General features: G+C 56.0%; 17 protein-coding genes and 1 pseudogene. 1 reads left to right on the top strand and 17 read right to left on the bottom strand.

Annotated elements, in window-relative coordinates:
- Position 1: 1 nt before the first annotated feature.
- From mraY to AXW79_RS20145, 8 genes are all read right to left on the bottom strand, one after another.
- A complete protein-coding gene (gene mraY / locus AXW79_RS20180) occupies positions 2-1,084 on the bottom strand; it encodes a phospho-N-acetylmuramoyl-pentapeptide-transferase (RefSeq protein ID WP_005314196.1) in 1,083 nt (360 codons plus the stop codon).
- Positions 1,078-2,433, bottom strand: coding sequence for a UDP-N-acetylmuramoyl-tripeptide--D-alanyl-D-alanine ligase (gene murF, locus AXW79_RS20175; protein ID WP_005314198.1), 1,356 nt, complete (start codon positions 2,431-2,433; stop codon positions 1,078-1,080). The genes mraY and murF overlap by 7 nt, the downstream gene beginning before the upstream one ends.
- Entirely contained in the window at positions 2,430-3,914 is a 1,485-nt protein-coding gene (gene murE, locus AXW79_RS20170; RefSeq protein WP_005314200.1) for a UDP-N-acetylmuramoyl-L-alanyl-D-glutamate--2,6-diaminopimelate ligase, read from the bottom strand. Before murE ends, murF begins: the two co-directional genes overlap by 4 nt.
- A 98-nt stretch (positions 3,915-4,012) precedes the next feature.
- Complete coding sequence (locus AXW79_RS20165; RefSeq protein ID WP_005314203.1) at positions 4,013-5,767, bottom strand: peptidoglycan glycosyltransferase FtsI; 1,755 nt, start codon at positions 5,765-5,767, stop codon at positions 4,013-4,015.
- Positions 5,764-6,078: a cell division protein FtsL gene (gene ftsL, locus AXW79_RS20160; protein ID WP_005314205.1), complete on the bottom strand. Its 315-nt coding sequence runs from the start codon at positions 6,076-6,078 to the stop codon at positions 5,764-5,766. The genes AXW79_RS20165 and ftsL overlap by 4 nt, the downstream gene beginning before the upstream one ends.
- A 3-nt stretch (positions 6,079-6,081) precedes the next feature.
- Positions 6,082-7,020: a 16S rRNA (cytosine(1402)-N(4))-methyltransferase RsmH gene (rsmH, locus tag AXW79_RS20155; protein ID WP_005314206.1), complete on the bottom strand. Its 939-nt coding sequence runs from the start codon at positions 7,018-7,020 to the stop codon at positions 6,082-6,084.
- On the bottom strand, positions 7,021-7,479 hold the full coding sequence (mraZ, locus tag AXW79_RS20150; RefSeq protein WP_005314207.1) for a division/cell wall cluster transcriptional repressor MraZ: 459 nt from the start codon (positions 7,477-7,479) through the stop codon (positions 7,021-7,023).
- Between the two features lie 239 nt (positions 7,480-7,718).
- A complete protein-coding gene (locus AXW79_RS20145; RefSeq protein ID WP_011898289.1) occupies positions 7,719-8,015 on the bottom strand; it encodes a hypothetical protein in 297 nt (98 codons plus the stop codon).
- 257 nt (positions 8,016-8,272) lie between these two features.
- On the opposite strand from AXW79_RS20145, the gene AXW79_RS20140 reads away from it, so the two are divergent.
- Entirely contained in the window at positions 8,273-9,127 is an 855-nt protein-coding gene (locus AXW79_RS20140; RefSeq protein WP_043144643.1) for a lytic transglycosylase domain-containing protein, read from the top strand.
- Between the two features lie 380 nt (positions 9,128-9,507).
- Here the strand turns inward: AXW79_RS20140 and lafU are convergent, their stop codons facing one another.
- The 9 genes and pseudogenes from lafU to AXW79_RS22570 all read right to left on the bottom strand — a co-directional run.
- On the bottom strand, positions 9,508-10,455 hold the full coding sequence (gene lafU / locus AXW79_RS20130; RefSeq protein WP_005314213.1) for a lateral flagellar motor protein LafU: 948 nt from the start codon (positions 10,453-10,455) through the stop codon (positions 9,508-9,510).
- A complete protein-coding gene (gene lafT, locus AXW79_RS20125) occupies positions 10,455-11,312 on the bottom strand; it encodes a lateral flagellar motor stator protein LafT (protein ID WP_005314215.1) in 858 nt (285 codons plus the stop codon). Before lafT ends, lafU begins: the two co-directional genes overlap by 1 nt.
- Before the next feature lie 47 nt (positions 11,313-11,359).
- A pseudogene (gene lafS / locus AXW79_RS20120) lies at positions 11,360-12,074 on the bottom strand (lateral flagellar system RNA polymerase sigma factor LafS).
- 7 nt (positions 12,075-12,081) lie between these two features.
- Complete coding sequence (gene lafF, locus AXW79_RS20115; RefSeq protein WP_005314220.1) at positions 12,082-12,540, bottom strand: lateral flagellar basal body-associated protein LafF; 459 nt, start codon at positions 12,538-12,540, stop codon at positions 12,082-12,084.
- Between the two features lie 37 nt (positions 12,541-12,577).
- Positions 12,578-13,666, bottom strand: coding sequence for a lateral flagellar hook-length control protein LafE (lafE, locus tag AXW79_RS20110; RefSeq protein WP_005314222.1), 1,089 nt, complete (start codon positions 13,664-13,666; stop codon positions 12,578-12,580).
- A complete protein-coding gene (locus tag AXW79_RS20105; RefSeq protein WP_005314224.1) occupies positions 13,657-13,995 on the bottom strand; it encodes a hypothetical protein in 339 nt (112 codons plus the stop codon). The genes lafE and AXW79_RS20105 overlap by 10 nt, the downstream gene beginning before the upstream one ends.
- A 122-nt stretch (positions 13,996-14,117) precedes the next feature.
- Entirely contained in the window at positions 14,118-14,510 is a 393-nt protein-coding gene (gene lafC, locus AXW79_RS20100) for a lateral flagellar export chaperone LafC (protein WP_005314225.1), read from the bottom strand.
- A 54-nt stretch (positions 14,511-14,564) separates the two neighbouring features.
- Positions 14,565-15,848 carry a lateral flagellar capping protein LafB gene (gene lafB / locus AXW79_RS20095; RefSeq protein ID WP_005314227.1) on the bottom strand — a complete coding sequence of 428 codons (1,284 nt, stop codon included), beginning with the start codon at positions 15,846-15,848 and terminating at the stop codon, positions 14,565-14,567.
- A gap of 120 nt (positions 15,849-15,968) precedes the next feature.
- On the bottom strand, positions 15,969-16,120 hold a 152-nt coding region (locus tag AXW79_RS22570), incomplete at its 5' end, for a flagellin (RefSeq protein WP_269199278.1).

Below are 16,120 nucleotides of genomic sequence, written 5' to 3'. Positions count from 1 at the left end.
CTTACCTCACCTTCAGGGTGGCGAGGCCAAGCAGCACCAGCATGAGAGTGATGATCCAGAAACGCACGATAACGCGCGGCTCCGGCCAGCCTTTCTTCTCATAATGGTGATGGATTGGCGCCATGCGGAAGATGCGCACGCCGCGCAGCTTGTAGGATCCCACCTGCAGGATCACAGAGACGGTCTCCATCACGAAGACCCCCCCCATGATCACCAGCAGAAACTCCTGGCGCACCAGCACGGCTATGGTGCCAAGCGCGCCGCCGAGGGCCAGGGAACCGACGTCCCCCATGAAGACCTGGGCCGGATAGGTATTGAACCAGAGAAAGCCCAGGCCCGCACCGACGATGGCGGTGCAGACGATCACCAGCTCGGAGGTATAGGGCACGTAGGGAATATGCAGGTAGTTGGCGAAGTTGACGTTGCCGGTCGCCCAGGCGATCAAGGCAAAGCCCCCTGCCACCATCACGGTCGGCATGATGGCCAGACCATCCAGACCGTCGGTCAGGTTAACCGCATTGGAGGTGCCGACGATGACGAAGTAGGTCAGTACTATGAACATCAACCCCAGCTGCGGCATCACATCCTTGAGGAATGGCACCACCAGCTGGGTCTGGCCGTCGTGGGTGGCCGTGGTATAGAGGAACACAGCCACCAGCAGCGCAACGGCGGATTGCCAGAAGTACTTCCAGCGGGCGATCAGGCCGTCGGTATTCTTGCGCACCACCTTGAGGTAGTCATCGGCAAAGCCGATGGCACCGTAGGCACCGAGCACGAACAGCACCAGCCAGACATAGGGGTTGTCGAGACGGCTCCAGAGCAGCACAGAGATGAAGATGGCTGCGATGATCATCAGCCCCCCCATGGTCGGGGTGCCCCGTTTGCTCAGATGAGATTCGGGGCCGTCGTTGCGGATCACCTGGCCGAATTTCAGGATCTGCAGACGACGGATGAGGTGAGGCCCCATCCAGAGCGCCACCACCAGACCCGTGATGATCGACAAAATGGCGCGAAACGTCAGGTAGGAGAAGACGTTGAAGAAGGTGAAGTGCGGGGTGAGCAGTTCCGCCAGCCAGACTAGCATGTGGCTGACTCCTGACGGTCAACAACCATCTTGACGATATCTTCCATGCGGGAGCCGCGGGCACCTTTGACCAGAATCGAAATTTCTTGATGTGTATTTATCATTTGCGCAAGCACTTCAAACAACGACGCCTTGTTATCGAAATGTCGGCCAGCCGCGGCATCTGCGGTGTGGCGACTCTGTTCCCCTACTGTCAGCACGGCGTCCAGACCGCACTCACTGGCATGGCGTCCGACCCTGGCGTGTTGCTCGGCAGACTCCTCACCCAACTCCTTCATGTCACCGAATACCAGCACCTTGTAGCCGCCCATGGCAGTCAGGGCATCGATGCCCGCCAGCACGGATTCCACACTGGCGTTATAGGTGTCATCCACCAGAGTGAGACCACCCCAGCGCTGTACGCAAAAGCGTCCCTTGACCGGCGCCATCTGCTCCAGCCCCGCCTTGACGGAGGCAAGCGAAGCTCCGAGCGCCAGACAGCCTGCGGCAGCAGCCAGGGCATTGGCCACGTTGTGGCGACCTGGAATGGCCAGAGTCAGGCTCAATTCCCCGTTCGGCGTCACCATCACAAATTCGGCGCAGCCCTGCCCGTTGAGCGCTATGCCACGGGCATGGAAAGGCTGGTTCTGATCCTCGATGGAGAAGGCACAGTGGATCCCGGCTGCCTGCCACTTGGGCCAGAAGGCGCTATCGGCGTTGACGATGGCGGTTCCCTGCTCGCTCAGACCTTCAAAAATCTCGCTTTTCGCGTGGAAGACACCCTCAAGGGAGCCGAAGCCCTCCAGATGGGCAGCAGCCACGTTATTGATGAGGGCGGCATCGGGTCTGGCCAGCGACGTGGTCCAGGCGATCTCGCCCGGGTGGTTGGCACCCAGCTCCATCACCGCAAACTGGTGCTGCGGTTCGAGCCGCAACAGGGTCAGCGGCACGCCCACTTCATTGTTGAAGTTGCCGGCGGTGGCCAGCACTTCGCCTTCGTGCCGCAAGATGGCGGTCGTCATCTCTTTCACCGTTGTCTTGCCACAGCTACCGGTAATGGCCAGCACTTTCGGATTGATGCGCTCGCGCACCAACTTGCCGATATGCCCCAGCCCCTTGAGACTGTCGGTCACGACAAGCTGTGGAATGGCCAATGACAGCTCGCGCTCCACCAGCAGGGCAGACGCCCCTGCGGCAACGGCCTGATCGCAAAAATCGTGGGCATCGAAACGCTCACCGCGCAGCGCAACAAACAAGGCGCCCTTCCCCAAGGTGCGGGTATCGGTACTGACAGTCGTGATCTCGCCGTCTTCACCAATCAGACGGGCATCGAGCACCTGCGCCAGGTCGGCAAGCCTGAGGGTCATCATGTGAATGACTCCAATAATGTGTGCAAGGCGGCGACGACGGTTTCCCGGTCGCTGTAGTGCCGCTTGTCGGTTCCAATGATCTGATAATCCTCGTGGCCCTTACCGGCCACCAGGATGATGTCCTGTTTGCTCGCCTGACCGAGGGCCAGTGCAATCGCCTTGACCCTGTCGTGCTCGACCTGCACGGCAGCAGGATCGCGAAGGCCCGCCACCATGTCCGCCATGATCTGGGCCGGCTCCTCGGTACGGGGGTTGTCGTCGGTGAGAATCACGCGATCCGCATGCTGCTCTGCCATGGCGGCCATCATGGGGCGCTTGCCGCGATCCCGGTCGCCACCGCACCCTACCAGACACCAGAGCTGACCTTCGCAGTGTACACGCAGGGCCTGCAACGCCTTCTCCAACGCGTCCGGGGTATGGGCATAATCGACCACGGCGAGCGGTGCATTGCCGCCACCGAAGCACTCCATGCGACCGGTCACCGGCTGCAATTGAGGCGCAGTTGCCAGCAGCACGTTGAAGTCATAACCGAGCACCAGCATGGCGCCCATGGCGGCCAGCACATTGCTGACGTTGAAGCGCCCGAGCAAGGGGGCGGATAATACACCATTCCCCCAACTGGAGTTAATCTGTGTGCGAAAACCTTGTTGGTGGAAGTGGGGATCCTGCGCCGTCAGCTGTCGACCCGGATGGTCTGCAATCGGGCCGTTTACGCTGAATGCCACCGCGCCAGGATAGGCCGCCAGCCACTGGCGCCCCAACTGGTCATCGGCATTAATGACGGCGCAGGGTTCATCGACCAGTTTGAGCAGCTCTTCCTTGGCGGCGCCATAGGCTTCCATTGTGCCGTGGTAGTCCAGATGATCCCGGCTCAGGTTGGTGAAAACGGCGGCAGCAAACGGCAGCGCCGCAACGCGATGCTGTACCAGACCATGGCTGGACACCTCCATCGCTACCAGAGCCGCGCCCTGCTGTTGCAGGCTCGCAAGATTGGCCTGCACCTGCACGGCACTGCCGGTGGTGTTTTCTGCTTCAACCAGCTCACCGAACAGGCCATTACCTATAGTGCCCATCACCCCGGCCTTGCCACCCAGCAGGGTACGCCAGTTGGCAACCAGCAACGCAGTGGTGCTCTTGCCGTTGGTACCAGTGATGCCTACCAGATCCAGCTTGTTGGCTGGTTGCTCGTAAAAATAGCCAGCCAGCTCGGAGAGCCTGGCAGGCAGATCACGGATCCCGATGCAGGGAATGGTCAGAGGTGGCGCGACAAATTCCCCGTCCTCCTCAAACACAATGGCGGTCGCTCCCTGAGCCACCGCCTGTTCGATAAACCGTCTGCCATCCATCTGATGCCCGCGGATAGCGATAAAGAGACAGCCTGGCCCGACCCGCCGACTGTCCAGCTGGATATCGGTGAGGCTGAGTGCCGGAGCATTGATGCCGAAGGGGCGCAGCAGTGAATCAAGTGCGCGGTGCAACATGGGAAGCCTCCGTACAGACGAGAAGGCGGGTGCTCAAACGGTAAAGCGACATGGAAAAAGCCCCGAGAACAACAGGAACAAACAAGGAATGCAGCAGATCAAGTACGTGGCGCAGCATGGGTGGCCTCCGTACGGGCAAGCTTGGGCGGTACCGAAGGCGGTATCGCATCGGGACGAATATTGAAAAGTTGCAGCACCCCACCCATGGCCTCGGCAAACGGTGGCGTCGCCACGGCACCGCCATAGTAAGCGCTGCCCTTTGGCTCGTTGATCACCACCACCATGACGAAACGGGGATTGCTGGCCGGGGCGAAACCGGCAAACCAGGCCATGTAGTCCTTGCCGTAACCGCCGGCGACAGCGACTTTGGCGGTACCACTCTTGCCACCAACCCGATAGCCTGGGATCTGTGCTTTCGGGATGGCATTGCTGACCACATACTCCAGCGCCTGCAGCATGGCGGTGGCATTGTTGTGGTCGATGACCTGCTCACCCTTGGGCGGCGTGGTTACCTTGACGATGGAAAGCGGCACCCGCTTGCCCTTGTTGGCCAAGGTGGCATAGGCAGAAGCCAGTTGCAGCGGGGTGACCCGCAGGCCATAGCCAAACGAGAGGGTTGCCCGCTCGATATCGGACCAGCGGCGGCGCTGGGGCAGCATGCCGCTGCTTTCGCCCATCAGACCGCTGCCGGTATCCATGCCGAAGCCGACCATGCTGAGGGTATTGATCATCTCCTGTGCTGGCATCCGCAGCGCGATGCGCGACATGCCGATGTTGGAGGAGTAGCGCAATATGTCATACAAGTTGGTCGCTTTGTGGATACTCACGTCGCGGATCTGCTTGGCCCCGATAAACAGGGGCCCACCCGGGATAATGTCCTTCCAGCTGGTGACCCCCGCCTGCAGGGCGCTCAACAGAATCAGGGGCTTGATGGTCGAACCCGGCTCATAGGTATCTGTCACTACCCGATTGCGCACCCGGAAACTCTGGTACTGACCGCGGTTGTTCGGGTTGTAGGAGGGGGTGTTGACCATGGCGAGCACCTCGCCGGTCTTGATATCCAGCATCACCATGGAGCCAGACGTCGCCTTGTTCTCGTCGGTGGCATGCTTGAGGGCACGATAGGCGAGCGCCTGTACCCGCTGATCGATGCTCAGCTGCAGATCGTTGGCGTTCTTGCCCTCTTTGACCAGCCCGAGTCGCTCTATGACCCTGCCCTGGCGGTCTTTGCGCACCCGCATCTCGCCCGGCGTCGCCGTCAACCACTCGTTGTAGCTGCGCTCAATCCCCTCGATGCCACTGCCATCTATGTTGGTTACCCCCACCAGATGGGCGCTGATCTCGCCGGTCGGATAGAAGCGACGCGCCTCGGGACGCAGATAAATGCCGCCCAGCTTGAGGCCCTTGATGTATTCCGCCACCGCCGGTGTCACCTGCCGCTGCAGATAGACGAAGCGCTTGCTCGGGTTGGAGATGCGGTGTTTGAGGGTATTGATGTCGAGCTTGAGCACGGCAGAGAGCGCGAGCCAGGCGCGCTCATTATGGATGGCGCCAGATTCGTGCACGGTTTTGGGGTCGGCCCAGACCGCTTCTACCGGTACTGACACCGCCAACTGTTCGCCGTTGCGATCCGTGATCATGCCACGCACAGCCTGGGTGGAGGTGGTTCGCAGGGAACGCATATCCCCTTCCTGGCGCAGTCGATCCGGGTCAATTACCTGGATCCAGGCCAGCCGCAGGATCAGGCCGGCAAACGCAATGCCGATAAAGAACACCAGCGTGCGAAAGCGCCACGGATAGAGTGACGGCGCTTTGGCTTTGGGTGGAGTCTTGGCAGATGCCTTGCGTTTCATGGTTGTGTAATTACCTTCTCGGTGGTCACCAGCGGGCGAGCCATCTGCAACTTGTCCATGGCCAGACTCGCCACTCGGGAATGCTCAGCCAGGGTGCCCTGTTCCAGCAGCAGGTGGCGCCATTCGATGTTGAGTCGATCCTCCTCGGCCATCAGATCGTTCTGCTTGGCTGTCAGACCGCGAGTCATGTTGGTCACCAGGATCACGCCAAAGGCGGTGATCAGCACGGCAAAGGCCAGTACAACCGGCAACTTGTGCCGCCAGAGATCAGCGAGGATCTCTTTGGCCAGATGAACACGCACCTCGCTCATGGCTTACTCCGCCAGACGCTGGGCGACCCGCAGCACAGAGCTGCGGGATCGGCTGTTTTCGGTGACTTCATGCTCGGAAGGCTTGAGCGCCTTGCCGACCGACTTCAATTTGCGACCACCGGCCAGTTGAGCTTCGGTCAAGGGGATACCACGCGGCACTTCGGGGCCTTTCTCGTGCTTGCGGATGAAGTGTTTCACCAGCCGGTCTTCCAGCGAGTGGAAGCTGATGACGGAGAGGCGCCCTTCTGGTGCCAATGCCTGTAGTGCACCGTTCAGCGCTGTCTCTATCTCGTCCAGTTCGCTGTTGATATAGATACGGATCGCCTGGAAGCTGCGTGTGGCGGCGTGTTTGCCCTTCTCCTTGCTCGGATTGACCCGGGCAATCATCTCAGCCAGCTGGCGGGTCCGTACGTAGGGCTCGGTGACCCGATCGTGGACGATGGCGCGGGCTATCTTCTTGGCAAAGCGCTCCTCACCGAAGGTCTTCAAGACCCAGGCGATATCATCCACATCGGCACGGGCCAGCCACTGCGCGGCACTCTGGCCGGAGGTGGGATCCATGCGCATGTCGAGCGGGCCGTCTTTCATGAAACTGAAACCACGTTCGGCATCATCCAGCTGGGGTGAAGAGACACCGAGATCCAGCAGGAAGCCATCCACTTTGCCCAGCAAACCGCGCTCATCCAGATAGGAGACGATACCGGAGAAGGGACCATGCACGATTTCAAAACGGGGATCCTGGATCTTGGCCGCCTCGGCAATGGCCTGGGGATCCCGATCGATGGCGATCAGCCGGCCATTGGGGCCAAGGTGCTGGAGAATGAGACGAGAGTGACCACCCCGGCCAAAAGTACCATCCACGTAGATGCCGTCCGGCTTGATGGCCAGCCCTTCAACGGCTTCGTGCAACAGCACTGTGATATGTTCAGCGGCTTGGGTCATTTATAAAGAAAAATCCTGTAGTCGTGGCGAGCTTGCCCAGTCATCCTCAGGCAGACCCTGAATGTCATCATTGACCTGTTGATGCCAGCGGGCTTCATCCCACAGCTCAAACTTGTTGAGCTGGCCCACCAACATGATCTTCTTGTCCAGCCCTGCGTGGCTGCGCAGTGGCTGGCTCAGCAGCAGACGGCCATTGCCGTCCAGCTCGCATTCGGTCGCATGGCCGAGCAACAACGGCTGCAAGCGGCGTTCTACGGGATTCATGCTGGAGAGCATCTTGAGCTTGCGCTCGATCTCTTCCCATTCGTTCAGGGGGTAAAGCAGCAGACAAGGATGGGCAATATCTATGGTGCAGACCAGCTGGCCGTCGCTTTCGTCGCGCAGCCAATCACGGTACTTGGTCGGAATCGCCAGTCGCCCTTTACTGTCCAGGCTGATGGCATGTGCACCACGCAACAAATTGCAGTCCCTGAAAATGAGTTAAGGGGGCAAATCGCCCGATAAAAACCACTTTGATCCACTTTTCCCCACCTCGAAGTTTAAGGACGTGCTGAGGGCTTTTCAAGCGAGGATATCGGGCATGGGGAACATATTGACGCAGCGTTTGGTCACTAAGGATTAAATGAGTTGATTTTCCACAGGTTATTTGTTCAGAAATAAAATCGATTAATTATGGCATGGTGTATAAACCACCATAATCAGGGAGAAATGATGAAGCGATACAGTACCACAGCGCACAAAATGATGCTGACGCCTACCACAGGGTAAATAATGTAGTCATCGCCTGCTCGCCGCGCACGCAAGCAAACCAGCTGGCAAAGCAGCAGATTGTAGATGATCAGCAAAAATGTCAGCAGGAGATTCGCACCAAAGGTCAGCTCCCCAGCATGCATGACATAGAGTCCCATCAACACAAAATTGGCGAGAATCAAATAAAGTAAAAACTTCTGGATCGCCTTGCCCGATTTTGGGGTCTTTTTTACTCGTGTTATCATGCTTATCACGTCCTGGATACCACATGAACAGTCGACAGAAACTGTTAAAAACAGTTGAGATATATCATGTTTTTATTGTTCAGCTCTCCTTGCATCACCCTGAAATCATGACTCGGGCACTCTATTGGCTAGTCGGCACACTGTTACTGACTTCACCCTATTGTTATTCCTATCATAACTATCATTGGCAGGCTGGTTTTCCTACCCCTATACAAGGAAGAGGGGTCGAACTAGTTACTCAACAGACTCAGTTTTTACTGCGGCAACGCGACCATCTGCAAAAACGGATTACTCAGTCACAACCTATGATCCGATGGGTCGAGCAACAGGTTCGTGAGCGCAAGCTACCTACCATGCTCGCTTTCCTTCCTTTAATTGAGAGCAGTTATCGACTGGATGTGGTATCTGCTGCAGGAGCTGCTGGGCCTTGGCAGTTGATGCCTGCTACCGCTGCTCGCTTCTCCATTCCCATGATTGCAGGTTTCGATGGACGCTACTCGCTACCACTCGCAACAGATGCGGCACTAACCTATCTCAGTTGGCTCTATCAATTTTTTGGTCAAGATTGGCTGCTGGCTCTGGCGGCTTATAACGCGGGCGAGGGACGAGTACTGAAAGCTATACTCGATGCTGGAACTCGCAATGTGTGGGAGCTATCGCTTCCAACAGAAACACGGCTATATGTAGCTCGGTTCATCGCGCTATCTCAACTGCTGGATCGTGCAGAACAATACCAATTCTTTTTACCATCTTGGCAGGAAGGGGACAATTTGCAGGTAATACGCCACCCGAATGGGTGTTCATTACTCGATTGGGCAATGGCAAAAGGCGTGGCCATGAATGAGGTAAGCCGCTGGAATCCAGCCTGGCAGCTACCCAGCCCCCCCGGAGTAACCAACTGTCCCATAGTCTATAGCCGTGGAAAGGTTACTCTCCCACCCACAAATAATGGGTCAACTCTCCTTCAAAAAGCTATTTCGTTGGAAAGCTTGCATGATCCCTTGCTGCTGAAGGCAGCAAGGGGGCTGGATATGAGCCGTGGGGCGATTAGACTGGAGTCGCTGCCGGATCCACTGGGACTGGAGACGAAGCGACCCCTCCTGACACCATGAAGCAATGTCGCCAATGGCTAAGCACTGGCGACAAGTCTACTGATTCTGGATCTGACCAACGGGCACCATAAAAGCTCAGATATTGGCCAATTGAGCGCCGATGAGTTATCTGGCAATCAAGTACAATACGCGGGGAGAGCGACAGACTGACAATTTCGGGCAAGATAAAACGCGCAGGAGCCAGAAAACCAACGCCCCCTGGCCCTATATCCTTGATCACGGCCCTACCGATGCTCTTATCGAACAGAAGACCAGACACCATAAGACGTGCAGCAATACCGCAGCTTTGTGACTCCAGCGGAGTACTGCCATCATGTAAATACCAGCGGGGGACCTTACGCCGAGGATCGCTCAGCGCATCTGATCCAGACAGATCCATTTCAAGGTTTTCCATGAGAAGTGTCGTCCTTGGCTTGTTTCACCGCGGCTTGAGTTTGCGCGCTGAATAACTGTTCCAGATTTTTTTCCGCCTGACTTGTCATTACCAACAGTTCGATGCGGCGGTTTTCGCTGCCTCGTGGATCAGCTGTATTTTCAAGCATGGTATCTGACATGGCCACAACCTGCCCCACCCGCTCGGGGGGCATGCCTCCGGCAAGCAAGACCCGCCTTGCCATCATGGCGCGATCGGACGAAAGCTCCCAGTTGCTATAGTTGTCACCCGCAAAAGGGGTACTATCGGTGTGGCCCGAGATCATGACGCGGTTCTCAACTCGCTGAAATATGGGCGCCAACGCCATCAGCATATGCCGGAAAAAGGGGCTGATCCGTGCGCTCCCACGACTGTACATCTCGCGCTCATCATCATCACGAATGAGAATCCTCAAACCTTGTGGTACCAATTGCAGCTCAAGGTTGTTTTTGGCTTGCATCTGATCCGCCAACGAGCCAATGAACCCGGCCAGTTGCTTCATCTGCGCCTCACCTTCAATTTTCCCCACCAGCAGGTTCTCGTAACCTCCGCTGACTCCGTCAGAAAAGATGCTGCGATTTCGCTCCATATGCTTCGGCATCCGCTGCCCTTCTTCTACAAACTTGGGACTGAGCTCTTCTAGTACGGATGGGTTTCCTCCCAGATCCACCGGGTAGGGACTATTGCTGATATCGAACGGGTTCGCTTCACTGTCCATGATGCTGTAGTCACGTAAACGACTGGCCACCGCTTCACGCTCCTCCTGGCTGGAAACCGCCAGGATCCATAACACCATAAAAAATGCCATCATCGCCAAAGTGAAGTCGGCAAAAGCCACTTTCCAGGCTCCACCACCTTTAGGGGCACTGCTGCGCCGTTGCTGGCGTTTGATGATGATCTGTTCGTGGTTACGCATTACATGGCCCTGTTCGTCACCCATTCTTCCAATTCAAGGAAGCTGGGTTTAACGTCAGGCTCCAGCATCTTGCGACCCGAGTCGACCGAGATAAGCGGGGTTTTGCCACGAAGCTGGGCAATCAAAATAGATTTGATACACATCAGCAGTCCGATCCGACGCTTGACCATCTCTTCCATGGCATTGCTGATGGGCTCCAGCAAGCAGTAACAAAGGAAGATGCCAATGAAGGTTCCCACTAACGCGGCAGCTACATGCACACCGATATTGCTCAAGGGGCCATCCAACTGCTGCATGGTAATGATGATCCCCATCACCGCAGCCAGAATACCGAAACCCGGGCAAGCCTCACCGGTCTTGTGCAGGGCATGTGCCGGTTTGAGCATGTCCTCTTCGATGGCCATGATCTCCTGTTCCAGCATGGTATCCAGCTCATGGGGCGTAATCTTGCCCATTCCCAGTAAACGCAAGTTATCAATGATGAAACCGAGCAGTTGAGGATCTTCCGATATCTGGGGGTACATCAAAAATACTGAGCTTTGTTGCGGGTTTTCGATGTGCTCATCGAGTGCCTTCATGCCCTTATTGCGAGTCTCCTCCAGCAATTGGTGCATCAGGGTCAGCAGCTCGCGGTAGATCTCTTTTTCATCCTTGTTGGATTTGAAGCACTGCTTCATCTGGCGCCACATCTCATGCATCACCTCTTTCGAGTTACCAAGAAACATGGAGCCGACCGCAGCACCTATGATGATGATCAGCTCGGCTGGCTGCCACAAGGCGATCGGTTTGCCGCCTGCCATCATGAAACCACCCAGTACACAAATGAAAATGACGCCAAGACCTATCTGTTTTTGCATGAACGCTCCCGCAGAATTCAAGGAGCTCCACCACAAGTGGTGAAGCATTAATATATGGAGTCGACCAAACGCTGCTTGAGCTGAAGGACGCACTGTTTGTGCAATTGGCAGACACGTGATTCAGTCAGGCCCAACACCAGCGCGATCTCTTTCATATTCAACTCTTGCTGGTAATAGAGTGAGAGCAGCAGTTGCTCCCGCTTGTCCAATGAGGTGAGAACCTTGCTGATGGTCATGGCCATATCGACATCATCAGACTCAGTGGCCGGCGCCTTGCCTCCATTCTCCAGCCACTCTTCCAGACTCTGTAACGCTTCGGCTTGACTGGCATATGCCAGTTGTCGCACTTCCTCCACGGTACAATTCAGAGATACAGCCAGTTCCTGCTCAGTCGGAGCTCGTCCCAAACGGTTATACAGTTCTCGCTGGGCTTGATTGTGGCTGTGCACCTGCTGGCGTAGTTGACGGGGCCGCCAATCCAGACGCCGAAGCTCATCAAGCATGGCTCCACGGATACGCTTGAAGGCGTAGCTTTCAAATTGGGGGTCCGGTTCACTATCATAACGACGCCAGGCCTCCAGCAACCCCATCATGCCAACCTGCTCCATATCCTCCTGATCGAAGCAGGCAGAAACCTGGCTGCGCAGGTGGCTGGCAGCCCGTTTCACTAACGGCAAATAACGAGTCAATATTGCCCTGCTCACCCGTGCGAGGGGGCGAATGGGTAAACTCAGGCGGTGTATCCCAATCGGCATCCATCATGTCGTTGTTATTGCACCAATACCTTGGTGATCAACACTTCATCCAGATAGGTTTTGTACCCATAGCCCTGTAGTGTCGTAACCAGTTTGCCGAGCAGAGAGCTTTGCAATGCCGTGATGTTCTGCAACTCTTTTTTCACATCATCGTGTGTGCGATGACTGAAATACTGCACCATCGCATTGCGGATGAGCGGAGTCAGCTCATTGAGGGTATTAAGTTGTGCCGGATTATGAGTAACCAGAGCCAATTCCAGCACGAGATAATGGGACTCTGCGCCCCCTTCCAAACTGATGACAAAGCGCTCCATCGGTTTGAACAATGGAGTCGCACTCAACTCTGGCTTGGGTTCGGCCAGCCCCAGCCACACGGCGACCAAATCACGCTTCAGATAAATGCCATAGGCCAGCACGGCTAATAGACACAGGGCCATCACGACCACCATCAACCACTTCATGACACGCCGCATATATGAAATCACTCTTGCTATTGCCGGATAATAAAAATCAGACCAGGGTATTCAACCAATCCCGCATAGTGCTGTCAGTTGGCTCGATATCCTCTTGCCACTGCCGCCTGCCGGCCATAATTTGCTGTTGCTGCCATTTTTCCTGCTGCCCCTGCTCACCTCCCTGACCAACATTGACCTCGACACCACCAACATGATGGGGGGCCAAACTCATTCGCAGTCGCTCCATTGACTGGATCAACGCATCTCGCACAGCGGGATTGGTTACATTGAGTTGAACGTTGAGACGGTCCCCATCGACCCGAACTGTCAGTTCAAGCCGCCCCAGCTCAGGCGGGTCAAGACGGATATGTGCTTGCTTGATCTGTTGATTGACCTGGAGCTCAACCTTGTCCTTCAATACGTCGACCAGTTGCTGGCCCCAATGCGCAGGATTATCGGCCAACTTGGCGGGGGCCCATTGATACTCTGACGGCCTGGAAAGAGGCGATGACAAGAGGTTTCCCATCCCCCCCTTGAGCTCAGGCACACCAGAATCAAGCTCGAATGGAACCTTGCCACCCAGCAAGGGTTGCAAACTTGCTATCAGCTTGTCGCGTAATGGCAAGTCGCCAGTCTGGGCTGCTTGCTGCCCCACCATCATTCGTGAAAAATCGGTCACGGAGAACGCAGGTTTATCCTTGCCCAACGTGGTCTGTTCAACAATATGTGGCCGTTCCGTCTCCGACCGCCCATAGACCGACAACGAACGCAATGCCACCGATATGGAGGGGGCACGATCTTGAACGGCTCCTCCCTCCTTCCCGCTATTCATCTCCACATCAGGCTGAGCAAGTCGTGCAGATGATAGACTCGCGGCTTCATCATTCAGGATGAACATGGGTGGCATGTTGGTGAAGGATTCCAATTGTTCAGTCGCATCTTCTGGTACCGTATCAACCACATCAGTGCCAACATCAGCGTCGTCAGCAACCTCTGCTGGCAGCGTAGTGAGTTCTTCTGTAAACAGGAGATCCAGGGGTTGGTACATTTCGCCCTGCTCATCAGGCTGACGGGCAAGGCGGTTGAACCCGGTCGATTCGAGGTTAGCTACGCTGTCGACACCGGCAAACTGGATCATGCCCATTCTTGTACCTCACCATAAGCCTGTAAGCCCTCGCGTTTCCGAGACAGATCGTGCCATTCCTGCTCACGCAGTGCCGTTTCTTGCTGACATAACAACAGGGCCTCCTGTTGCCAGTTGCGTACCTGTGCCCGGGCTGGTTCTAATGATGACCACAAGTCCGGTTGCTTGAGCATGTGTTGAATGAATTGAGCCAGCCGGCTATCGGTCAGACGCACAGCGTCCCATTGACCAGCACGCGCCTGTTGCAATATCAGGCGACCCAGCCCCAACAGCTGACGCTGGCGAGTCTCTAGTTCTGTGCTGAGCGGCTTAGACCCGGTCATCGACATGATAATGGCCCCTAATTAAGATGACCTTACCGACTAGCAAGGAGCAGGCCAGATATGGAATTGAGGAATTTCAGATAATGGCTGTGGTATCGAGTTGAAACAGGGGAAGGATAACTTCCGCATTAGCGAGGATGCTGCGCCATCGCTTCCCAACCTTCCTTCAATTCCAGCAGAATACAACGAACCTCGGCAAACCCGGCGACATCGTTGGATACACTGATCTCAAACAAACGCTGACCACAGTAGTCGTAAAGGCGATGCAGGTTGGCTGCAAGCTCCCCGCCCTTCTCCATGTCCAGAGCGCTATCAAGTCCCCCCAGGATTTGCAGGCATTTGTTGATAGTCTGCCCTTTACGCTCAAATTGCTTGGCAAGAATATGGCCTTCCGCCCTGGCCATCTCATCAAGCAGACCATCAATCAGCATCAGCACCAGCTGATGTGGATCGGCACTGGCTGCCTTGGCCTGAGTAGCAGCAAACTGATAGGCATCGTAACCATCTTGGTGTTCAAACATGTACAACTCGCTTGTTCGGGATAAGACGCAGCGGATGGTGGGGCTGACTCTGGCTTAGAGTGAGCCCATTGTCTGCAGCATCTGGTTCATGGTGGTGAACTGGTTGAGATAGCGCTTATACGCGGAATCCATACGACGATCCAGTGCTTCCATTCGCTCATTTACACGCTTTTCACTGGCCTCCAATCCGCTCTTGCGCCCCTTCAAAGCACCATCGCGTTTGGTATAAGGATCCAGTGAGTCACTCATCCGTTTGAGCAGACCATCATCCCCCATCAGCGCCTTGCCAAGTAACTCGGGGTCCTTCTCCAACGCCTTGTTGAAATCCGTTTCACTGAAAGAGAGCTTGCCTGCCTTGTCGGTCTTGATCCCGAGACTGCTGAGACTCAGGCCATTGGGCAGGTCACGCACACTGTTAGAAAGTACGCTCTTGAGGCTGCGTACCCCGCTGTCGGAAGAAAGCGCACCAGGAGCCTTGGGATCGCTGGAGGTCATCTTGGCCAGCTCATCGATCAGTTCGTTGTAGCTGTCGACAAACTTCTTGAGCGAGCCGGTCACGGCCTCCTTGTCCTGCTCTATGTTTACCAGCAAGGGAGCATCACCGTTCTTCTGAGCCTTGGTCAGCTGCAGCGTCAGACCATCAACCACATTTTCAATCTTGTTGCTGGCAGAGGTGATGGTCAACGGATTGTCCCCCCCCATCCGCAACTTGGCATCTTGAGCTTTGGTGATGTCTGTCTTGCCGCTTATCGCTGCTCCCAGTGAATTGCTCGCATCCCCGCGGTAATTGACCACGATGGCATTCTCCAACCCGCTATCCTTGCTGGTAAGCACCATGTTGACTTTGCCGTCGGTTCGGACCAGGGTCGCCTTGACGCCGGGATTGTCCTTGGCATCGTTGATGTGGGAGACCAGATCCTTGACGGTTGAGCCTGCCGGCAATGTGGCCAGATCGATGTCGATGGTCTTCCCCTTGACGGTGAGCGAGAAGACACCATCTGCAGGTAGGGGGGCCGTTTCACTATCCAGGCTGAGACCGATCTGATGGGACTGGGCAAGCTGCTCCACAAAGAAATTGTACTGCCCCGAGCTGGCCTTGCCGTTACTCGTCACCGTCATGACCCCGTCCTGGGACATGGTCGCCTTCTGCGCCTGTAAATTGGATGCCTTATTGAGATCTTTGAGCATGGTCTGGAAAGTCGACAGCTTGGTATTGAGCGTGCTGAGCGCACTCTGCTGACCTTTGATGCCATCCATCTGCTTCTTCAGCAGTGCATCCATGTTCTTGCGTTCGATAGCTACCAGTTGCATTGCTGTGCTGGCCGGATCTATTTGCATCTTAATCCCTCTTCATTTCACTCAACTGGCATGCTTGTTGGGAAAAACCGTTTCGACTCTTTCCAACCGACAAACCCTTATCAGACAAAGGCCGCCCCACGGGAGCGGCCATGCAATCCATTAACGCAGCAGACCAGTTACCATACCGGTCATCTGGTTGGAGTTGGACAGAACGGACATGCCAGCCTGCATCAACATCTGGTTCTTGGTCATATTGGTGCTTTCCTGAGCGAAATCGGCATCCATGATGCGACCTGAATCGCCCCCAGTTC

The sequence above is a fragment of the Aeromonas salmonicida subsp. salmonicida genome (assembly GCF_001643305.1).
In the GTDB taxonomy this organism is placed as follows: Bacteria; Pseudomonadota; Gammaproteobacteria; order Enterobacterales; family Aeromonadaceae; genus Aeromonas; species Aeromonas salmonicida.
The sequence above is the reverse complement of the archived record's forward strand: the minus strand, read 5'-3'. Positions and strand labels throughout refer to the sequence as shown.

Coding starts and splice junctions, on each gene's coding strand:
- mraY (WP_005314196.1), bottom strand. CDS start 1,084: ATGCTAGTCTGGCTGGCGGAACTGCTCACCCCGCACTTCACCTTCTTC.
- murF (WP_005314198.1), bottom strand. CDS start 2,433: ATGATGACCCTCAGGCTTGCCGACCTGGCGCAGGTGCTCGATGCCCGT.
- murE (WP_005314200.1), bottom strand. CDS start 3,914: ATGTTGCACCGCGCACTTGATTCACTGCTGCGCCCCTTCGGCATCAAT.
- AXW79_RS20165 (WP_005314203.1), bottom strand. CDS start 5,767: ATGAAACGCAAGGCATCTGCCAAGACTCCACCCAAAGCCAAAGCGCCG.
- ftsL (WP_005314205.1), bottom strand. CDS start 6,078: ATGAGCGAGGTGCGTGTTCATCTGGCCAAAGAGATCCTCGCTGATCTC.
- rsmH (WP_005314206.1), bottom strand. CDS start 7,020: ATGACCCAAGCCGCTGAACATATCACAGTGCTGTTGCACGAAGCCGTT.
- AXW79_RS20145 (WP_011898289.1), bottom strand. CDS start 8,015: ATGATAACACGAGTAAAAAAGACCCCAAAATCGGGCAAGGCGATCCAG.
- lafU (WP_005314213.1), bottom strand. CDS start 10,455: ATGCGTAACCACGAACAGATCATCATCAAACGCCAGCAACGGCGCAGC.
- lafT (WP_005314215.1), bottom strand. CDS start 11,312: ATGCAAAAACAGATAGGTCTTGGCGTCATTTTCATTTGTGTACTGGGT.
- lafF (WP_005314220.1), bottom strand. CDS start 12,540: ATGCGGCGTGTCATGAAGTGGTTGATGGTGGTCGTGATGGCCCTGTGT.
- lafE (WP_005314222.1), bottom strand. CDS start 13,666: ATGGGCATGATCCAGTTTGCCGGTGTCGACAGCGTAGCTAACCTCGAA.
- AXW79_RS20105 (WP_005314224.1), bottom strand. CDS start 13,995: ATGTCGATGACCGGGTCTAAGCCGCTCAGCACAGAACTAGAGACTCGC.
- lafC (WP_005314225.1), bottom strand. CDS start 14,510: ATGTTTGAACACCAAGATGGTTACGATGCCTATCAGTTTGCTGCTACT.
- lafB (WP_005314227.1), bottom strand. CDS start 15,848: ATGCAAATAGATCCGGCCAGCACAGCAATGCAACTGGTAGCTATCGAA.